This is a genomic window from Microcoleus sp. CZ3-B2 (genome assembly GCF_036705055.1).
Taxonomy (GTDB): domain Bacteria; phylum Cyanobacteriota; class Cyanobacteriia; order Cyanobacteriales; family Microcoleaceae; genus Microcoleus.
This window is the reverse complement of sequence record NZ_JAUBTN010000117.1, coordinates 1-7,208: the sequence shown is the minus strand read 5'-3', so window position 1 is coordinate 7,208 and position 7,208 is coordinate 1. Positions and strand designations below refer to the sequence as shown.

The following is a 7,208-nucleotide window of genomic DNA, read 5'->3' as shown; positions in this document are numbered from 1 at the left end:
CTAATGACTAATGACTAATGACTAATGACTAATGACTAATGACTAATGACTAATGACTAATGACTAATGACTAATAATCCATTTTTTCGATATGTTCCCGAATTTCATTCAGGTCTATATACCTATCTGTAGCATTTCGTAACTCTCTAGCAATCATTCCTTCGGTGGATACCACAGTAATATGAGTATTTTTTGATCGCAGTAGCTCGATCGCCCGCTCAAAATCTCCATCCCCGCTAAACAGCACAACTTGGTCGTATTGATCTACCGTATTAAACATATCAACCACAATCTCTATGTCTAAATTAGCTTTTTGAGAATATCTGCCCGAAGCATCATCGTAATATTCCTTAAGAATCTTAGTACGAACGGTGTAACCCAGACTAATTAAAGCATCTCGAAATCCCCTTTGATCTTGCGGGTCTTTCAAACCCGTATACCAGAAAGCATTGATCAAGATGACATTTGGCTGCGAAGTTTTGAAATATTCGAGCACCCTGCGAGGATCAAAAAACCAACCGTTCTTTTGTTGAGCGTAGAACATATTGTTCCCGTCAACAAAAATAGAAAGGCGGTTCATTAAGTTTGTCATAGAACTTAGACCTAATAATTGTAGAAAGAAGTTAATCTAAATATCACATTTTAGCAATATGGAGCTAACTGAGGCAATAGATTAAACTTCAGAAAACTCCATCCCTCCAGTATTTCATATTTTCGGCTCTACCGCCAGAGGGTTCTTTTAAAGCTGCTTGCATTCGATCGACCGAGCAAGGTCGATCGAACCAGATTCCCGATAACTCATGTTCAGTCGTTGTCGGCTGTTGGGTCAAAGTTAATTGGGGTTGAAACTACCGCCAAGCAGGCTTGCACCCAGCGCATTACTTTACCTTATACTCCCGTAATTTGATAGCTGAGGGTAGAAGTGCTCAAGCCTTTTTGCTTTCCAGGGCCCAGCGAGCTAATTCTGTTCGGTTGTGCAGACCTGTTTTGCCTAGCATATTGCTGACGTGGCTCTCTATAGTCCGCTGGCTAACATTCATGATGTCTGCTATTTGGCGGTTTGCCATACCCTGCGCTAGCAACTGTACCACCTTTAACTCAGTTGGAGTCAATTCGACATGGCGACGGGCTTTAATTCTTGGGCCGCTCTCAATACCTGGAGTAGAGTGGCGAATTAAACGAGATGCTGCTTTCAGGGAAGACTCTACTTGAGCTACCAGTTCTTCGGGTTCAAAAGGTTTGACTATATAAACGTCAGCCCCAGTGCTCAAGCCTTTTACTCGATCGGAACTTTGACCTTTTGCTGACAAGAAAAGAACTGGAATCCAGTTCGTGCGCGGGTCTTCTCTGATTTGTCTGACTAAAGTGTACCCGTCCATTTCTGGCATCATCACATCGCAGATGATCAAGTCGGGGATTTCTTCTTCGAGTTTTTCTAGGGCGTGTCTGCCGTTTTCTGCTGTGATGACGTTATAACCCCGAAATTCTAAGTAATCCTTGACTAGCAAGATCAAGTTTGGGTCGTCGTCAACCAGCATCAGCCTTTTTTGGTCTCCTGAGTTATCCTTCATGTTTGTTCCCGCTACAGTACCCCGCACAATTTCTCGTTTTCACACTTGTTTATTTTTGTCCCCCGCTGACACCGCCGCCCCCTTGACGGCGGACGGCGAAAGCGAGTGATGCTATTGCGCTCAGGGGAAAGCGGGGCGGGTGTTACCGCTTTCTTTCCCAGCGATCGGACTTTGTTTGTAAATGCCTTACCACTAGGAACAAAGCCAAAACCTATGACTGACGATCGCCCGATTAATCATGACGATCCGGCTGAAGTTAACAAAAATTATCTTCCTCGCCAACAGTCATCGATGATGTGGTCGGGCCTTGATTTATAGGATCGACCCGCTCGAAGCGCTTAGCGTAAGATATTTAATCTGGATACGTTCAATTGTATGTTGATGCCCCAATTTTAATTGTTACTTTATAATTTAGAAAAATTTAAAGACTCCTTACTTACGTATTTAACTATTTCTAGTGTAGTTTGGCAAACTGCCTGATGTCTGCTGTTGAAAAACTTTTGGGCAAATTGTCGCCCGATCGAACTTCTTCCCGTCACCCTCCTCAAAAAAATTAAAGCGACCGGCAAGATTACCAGAGACTGACCCGAAAGTACAGTTGTTCGATCGCGATCGCCTTTTGCGCCGGAGAATCTGAGCTTCAAAGCCTTCAACTTAGCACCTTATTTATAACGCTCTGCTTTTTGAGAGCGCTACATAAATTTAAATGGCTGGTTTTCCGCGATCGGGCTGTGGCAAAGGATGAGTTAAAAAAGCGTATTCTTCCACGACCTCCTGCCCGATCAGATGTTCCTGAATAATTCTCTCGATGACGGGGGGCGTAACGTCGCGATACCATACTCCGTCTGGATAGACCACCATAATCGGACCCGACGCGCACACTCGCAGGCAGTTGGCTTTAGTCCGAAAAATGCAGCTTGGCCGATCGGCACTCGGTTTGTCCAGGCCCAATTCTTGCAAGCGTTTTTTTAAGTAATTCCACGCTACCAGACTGGTTTCTCGATCGCAGCACTTAGGCACCGTTTGGTCGGCACAGATAAAAATATGTCGGTCGATTCGATCGATTCCCAGGCTTTTGACACAAGCCCTCAAGCCTTGGCTGCAAGATTCATCCTGATTTTTTGTCATTATATTCATTCGTCAATAGTAATTTTTGGGCGATCGAAAGCCATCACCTCATCACCCCATCACCAAATCTCCCATAAGCTGTACTGCATTTAATTTGTATATTTCGACGCTCAATCAAAAATCTTCTCCCCCTCTCCCCCTCTCTCTCCCCTCTCCCCATCTCCCCCTCTCTCCCCATCTCCCCCTCTCCCCCTCTCCCACTCTCCCACTCTCCCCCTCTCCCACTCTCCCCATCTCCCCACCTCCCACTCTCCCCCTCATTTTCTGTTCGGGAACCCGTACAGACAGATAAGTTGCGATCGCCCCTAACTAAAGCTAAATTAGCACTCAGGAGTCGAGAGTGCTAATATGTCAGTAGCAAGCAGTCGGCAGTTGCTTTGATAGCGACCCCGGCAGGCTAACTGACTAGGATCTGTAATCTGGAGATTTATTTATGGCAGCAGTATCACTGAGTGTTTCTACCGTTAAACCTTTAGGCGAGCGCGTGTTCGTGAAAGTAAGCGCTAGCGAAGAAAAAACCGCCGGCGGCATCCTTCTGCCCGACACAGCAAAGGAAAAGCCCCAAGTAGGCGAAGTCGCGGCCGTGGGCCCCGGCAAGCGCAATGACGACGGCAAGCGCGTTGAAATGGAAGTCAAAGTTGGCGACAAAGTTCTCTACTCGAAGTACGCAGGCACCGACATCAAACTCGGCACCGACGAATACGTCTTGCTAGCCGAAAAAGACATTCTGGCGATCGTTAACTAATTAATCATCAGTCATCAGTCCTGCCGTCATCAGCCATCAGTTTAAAGCCAAGGCCGCAAAACAACTAATGACACAGGACAAATGACTAAAATCCCTCCCCAATCAAAAATCTCAAACCTTTTCATCCCCAAAAACTATGGCTAAGCGTATAATCTACAACGAAAATGCACGTCGCGCCCTCGAACGCGGCATGGACATTTTGGCCGAAGCAGTGGCCGTCACCCTCGGGCCCAAAGGTCGCAACGTAGTTCTCGAAAAGAAATTCGGAGCTCCTCAAATCGTCAATGACGGCGTTACCATCGCCAAAGAAATCGAACTAGAAGACCACGTAGAAAATACAGGCGTTGCCTTGATCCGTCAAGCCGCCTCCAAAACCAACGACGCAGCAGGCGACGGCACCACAACAGCTACCGTTCTAGCTCACGCAATGGTCAAAGAAGGCCTGCGGAACGTTGCAGCCGGCGCAAATGCGATCGCCCTCAAACGCGGTGTTGACAAAGCAACCAGCTTTTTGGTCGAAAAAATTGCCGAACACGCCAAACAAGTAGAAGATTCCAAATCCATCGCCCAAGTAGGCTCAATCTCTGCCGGTAACGACGATGAAGTCGGCCAAATGATTGCCAACGCAATGGACAAAGTGGGCAAGGAAGGCGTAATTTCCCTAGAAGAAGGGAAGTCTATGACCACCGAGCTCGAAATCACCGAAGGGATGCGCTTCGACAAAGGCTACATTTCTCCCTACTTCGTCACCGACACCGAACGGATGGAAGCGATTCTAGAAGAACCCTTCATCCTCCTGACAGACAAGAAAATCGGCTTGGTACAGGACTTAGTACCCGTACTCGAACAAGTAGCCCGTTCCGGCCGCCCGCTGGTGATTATTGCAGAAGACATCGAGAAAGAAGCTTTAGCTACTCTGGTTGTCAACAAACTGCGCGGCGTGTTGAACGTGACTGCTGTCAAAGCACCTGGTTTTGGCGATCGACGCAAAGCCATGTTAGAAGATATCGCCGTATTGACCGGCGGTCAACTAATCACCGAAGATGCTGGTTTGAAACTGGAAAACACCAAGCTGGATATGCTTGGCAAATCCCGCCGCATCACCATCACCAAAGACAACACCACAATTGTTGCCGAAGGTAACGAAGTCGCCGTCAAGTCCCGCTGCGAACAAATTCGCCGTCAAATGGACGAAACCGAGTCTTCCTACGACAAAGAAAAGCTGCAAGAACGTTTAGCCAAATTGGCTGGTGGCGTTGCAGTCATCAAAGTCGGCGCGGCTACCGAAACCGAAATGAAGGATCGCAAACTGCGTCTTGAAGATGCGATCAACGCAACCAAAGCTGCTGTCGAAGAAGGCATCGTCCCCGGCGGCGGTACAACTTTGGCTCACCTGACTCCTCAATTGGAAGAGTGGGCTAATAGCACTCTCAAGGGCGAAGAATTGACCGGTGCTTTGATTGTAGCCCGGGCTCTGGCTGCTCCTCTGAAGCGGATTGCTGAAAATGCTGGTTTGAACGGCGCTGTCATCGCTGAGCGCGTCAAAGAAAAGCCATTCAACGTTGGTTTCAACGCAGCGACAAATGAGTTTGTCGATATGTTTGAAGCTGGTATCGTTGACCCTGCGAAGGTAACTCGTTCTGCTCTGCAAAATGCAGCATCTATTGCTGGCATGGTGCTGACAACCGAGTGCATCGTTGTTGACAAGCCCGAACCGAAGGATGGCGCTGCTGCTGGCGCTGGCGGCGGCATGGGCGGCGGCGACTTCGATTACTAATCGCTAGTCGATAATCGATAGTTTGATGGGGCGGGCTTTAGGGCCCGCCCTGTTATTTTGGGAACTGCTTTTACTGTAGGCATAACTTTAACTCTGAAGATCGGTTAAATACTTTTTTCAGATATATTAAATAATATATTTTTTTACTAAAAACGCAAGGTCACAACCTAATAGCCCAACCCTGCGGTGACATTAAAACTAGAAATTTTAATCAAATTTGAAAATGACTAAAATAAATGTAGAGATCATTCCCAACGAAGCCTTAGTAGTTCGTGGTGGTCGCAATCATCCAGAAGATATTCAACGTGCCATAGGAACCCATCCCAGCGGCATAACGGGAATTTCTGTAGAATGTGCAGTAGAATTGTCTATAGCAGAATTAGCATTAGGAATCCCTCATGGACAAGTGGGTGTTACCACAGTGGCTAAAGTTCGGTCGGAAGGTGGAGATGTCATCCGTACTTCTGGCAGAAGTTTAAATCATGCAACTCTCACTGGCTTAACACCAGAACAAGCAAGTCTTCTGCTGATACCAACGATTCCTAACCCATCTAGGACTTAGCAACTGGTACATAGATTAGGGTGCGTCAGATCCTCAAACCCTGGTTATATTAATCCATCACTTCGTCTGACGCACCCTACCAGCTCATCTAAGTGAGTCAGTTGCGTAAATCACCCCATAAAAAAAATCATCTTAAGTGTAGTAATAAATATGAGTTATCCCAGAATCTTTGCAGACTTTCATAATGCTGATGAACAGAGTCGCCTTCGTCTGAATTGTGTTGGTACAATTGAAGATTTGAGCCGCCAAAATATTAAATTGCAAAATGGTCAATTGCTCACCCTCTATAGCGAAGAATTAGAAGTGGATGGCGTGGTGAAATATTCTGAAGAGGAAAGTCTTTGGGTTGCAGCAATTGATTGGGAGCAAATTAGACAAGTAGAGGATATGCTTCTTCAAGCAACCGTCTAGTTAGGGATTGCTAAATATTCGTCCTTGGGAATGGAAATAATATGAATCTATCATTTAAAGATTTAAGATTTATTATAAAAGCCATTGAACATCAAATAAATGCCTATAAAGAACGTTTTCAAGTAATTGAAGATGTAGATGAGGATGAGGATGAGGCTGCCGATATAGGGAATGATATTAAATTTTTAGAGGTTCTCCTTGCAGACATGACGAAAAGTTTAGAGCAGAATACTGGATGGGAAAATATCGCTTATGAACCAGCGCTATCTGAAGCCTTAGAATAAACTTTGGCAGAGTGGGAAACTAGCGAGGCGATGACGGCGGAGGAGGCCTGTAAACGGCTCAGAGTAATTTCAGATCAAGCTCTCGAATAACTTTGAGAGAAGGCAGCAAAAACTGATCCGCCTAAGTGCATAATCAAAATGTGGCTTTTATTAGCTTTGAATAACCAGGCACACCAATTATGAAACTTTACCATAGTCCCATTTCCCCCAACTCCCGCCGCGTGTGGATCGCCCTCATAGAAAAAAACCTCAACTTTGAATTAGTAGAAATCACTTAGACGGCGATCGCTTAGATCCAGAATTTGTGGAAATGAATCCTTTTCACCGCATCCCTGTTTTGGTCGATGATGACTTCACTGTCGTCTAGTCTCTAGCAATTCTTGACTATCTAGAAACTAAGTATCCCGAACCGGCAATGCTGCCGAAAGAGCCGAAAGATTTGGCGGTTCTGAAGATGGTAGAATTGGTCACGGTTAACTAACTTATGCCGGGACTTGAGCCCCTCAGCAGTGAAATAATGGGATGGGGAACTCCCCAAGCGCAGGAAATCGCAAAGGCTAAGGAAAAAGTCGATACTGTGCTGAAATTCTTTGAAGGTTTGTTGGACGATCCTCTTCGAGGGCTTCGCTAACGCGCATTTTTCTGGCCCTGCACATTGGTAACAAGTTAGAAAGGAGTAGATTTTGTCAATACCCCTTTGTGCATAAATATAATTGGGTAATAATGATAA

At 45.9% G+C, this 7,208-nt stretch carries 14 protein-coding genes; 9 read left to right on the top strand and 5 right to left on the bottom strand.

Translation table 11 applies throughout. The features are described from left to right. Nucleotides 1-70: 70 nt before the first annotated feature. The 3 genes from QUA97_RS27735 to QUA97_RS27725 form a co-directional block, all read right to left on the bottom strand. On the bottom strand, nt 71-592 hold the full coding sequence (locus tag QUA97_RS27735) for a LabA-like NYN domain-containing protein (RefSeq protein ID WP_006633075.1): 522 nt from the start codon (nt 590-592) through the stop codon (nt 71-73). Between the two features lie 88 nt (nt 593-680). Beyond that, nucleotides 681-830 (bottom strand): hypothetical protein, encoded by a 150-nt coding sequence (locus QUA97_RS27730; RefSeq protein WP_194069834.1) that lies wholly within the window; start codon nt 828-830, stop codon nt 681-683. 96 nt (nt 831-926) lie between these two features. After that, nucleotides 927-1,571 carry a response regulator transcription factor gene (locus QUA97_RS27725; protein WP_194011504.1) on the bottom strand — a complete coding sequence of 215 codons (645 nt, stop codon included), beginning with the start codon at nt 1,569-1,571 and terminating at the stop codon, nt 927-929. A 108-nt stretch (nt 1,572-1,679) separates the two neighbouring features. Between QUA97_RS27725 and QUA97_RS27720 the strand changes: the two genes are divergently transcribed. Beyond that, the gene (locus QUA97_RS27720) at nt 1,680-1,889 is read left to right on the top strand and encodes a hypothetical protein (protein ID WP_194069836.1); all 210 of its coding nucleotides are present in this window, start codon (nt 1,680-1,682) and stop codon (nt 1,887-1,889) included. An 86-nt stretch (nt 1,890-1,975) separates the two neighbouring features. On the opposite strand, the gene QUA97_RS27715 is transcribed toward QUA97_RS27720, so the two are convergent. Both QUA97_RS27715 and QUA97_RS27710 read right to left on the bottom strand, forming a co-directional pair. Further along, on the bottom strand, nt 1,976-2,224 hold the full coding sequence (locus tag QUA97_RS27715; protein ID WP_333197498.1) for a hypothetical protein: 249 nt from the start codon (nt 2,222-2,224) through the stop codon (nt 1,976-1,978). A 49-nt stretch (nt 2,225-2,273) separates the two neighbouring features. Further along, nucleotides 2,274-2,699 (bottom strand): (2Fe-2S) ferredoxin domain-containing protein, encoded by a 426-nt coding sequence (locus tag QUA97_RS27710; protein ID WP_333092179.1) that lies wholly within the window; start codon nt 2,697-2,699, stop codon nt 2,274-2,276. Nucleotides 2,700-3,132: 433 nt separating this feature from the next. On the opposite strand from QUA97_RS27710, the gene groES reads away from it, so the two are divergent. From groES to QUA97_RS27670, 8 genes are all read left to right on the top strand, one after another. Continuing rightward, nucleotides 3,133-3,444, top strand: coding sequence for a co-chaperone GroES (gene groES / locus QUA97_RS27705; RefSeq protein WP_194008182.1), 312 nt, complete (start codon nt 3,133-3,135; stop codon nt 3,442-3,444). A 136-nt stretch (nt 3,445-3,580) separates the two neighbouring features. Further along, a complete protein-coding gene (gene groL / locus QUA97_RS27700; RefSeq protein ID WP_194067944.1) occupies nt 3,581-5,221 on the top strand; it encodes a chaperonin GroEL in 1,641 nt (546 codons plus the stop codon). A 223-nt stretch (nt 5,222-5,444) separates the two neighbouring features. Further along, the gene (locus QUA97_RS27695; protein WP_194067943.1) at nt 5,445-5,783 is read left to right on the top strand and encodes a flavoredoxin; all 339 of its coding nucleotides are present in this window, start codon (nt 5,445-5,447) and stop codon (nt 5,781-5,783) included. Between the two features lie 150 nt (nt 5,784-5,933). Continuing rightward, nucleotides 5,934-6,194 (top strand): hypothetical protein, encoded by a 261-nt coding sequence (locus QUA97_RS27690; RefSeq protein WP_194067942.1) that lies wholly within the window; start codon nt 5,934-5,936, stop codon nt 6,192-6,194. Nucleotides 6,195-6,235: 41 nt separating this feature from the next. After that, entirely contained in the window at nt 6,236-6,478 is a 243-nt protein-coding gene (locus QUA97_RS27685; protein ID WP_333197495.1) for a hypothetical protein, read from the top strand. Between the two features lie 179 nt (nt 6,479-6,657). Then, nucleotides 6,658-6,756, top strand: a complete 99-nt coding sequence (locus QUA97_RS27680) for a glutathione S-transferase family protein (RefSeq protein ID WP_255515880.1) — start codon at nt 6,658-6,660, stop codon at nt 6,754-6,756. 32 nt (nt 6,757-6,788) lie between these two features. Next, entirely contained in the window at nt 6,789-6,845 is a 57-nt protein-coding gene (locus QUA97_RS27675) for a hypothetical protein (protein WP_333197500.1), read from the top strand. Nucleotides 6,846-6,962: 117 nt separating this feature from the next. Beyond that, on the top strand, nt 6,963-7,109 hold the full coding sequence (locus QUA97_RS27670) for a hypothetical protein (protein WP_333197492.1): 147 nt from the start codon (nt 6,963-6,965) through the stop codon (nt 7,107-7,109). The last annotated feature ends 99 nt before the right edge of the window (nt 7,110-7,208 follow it).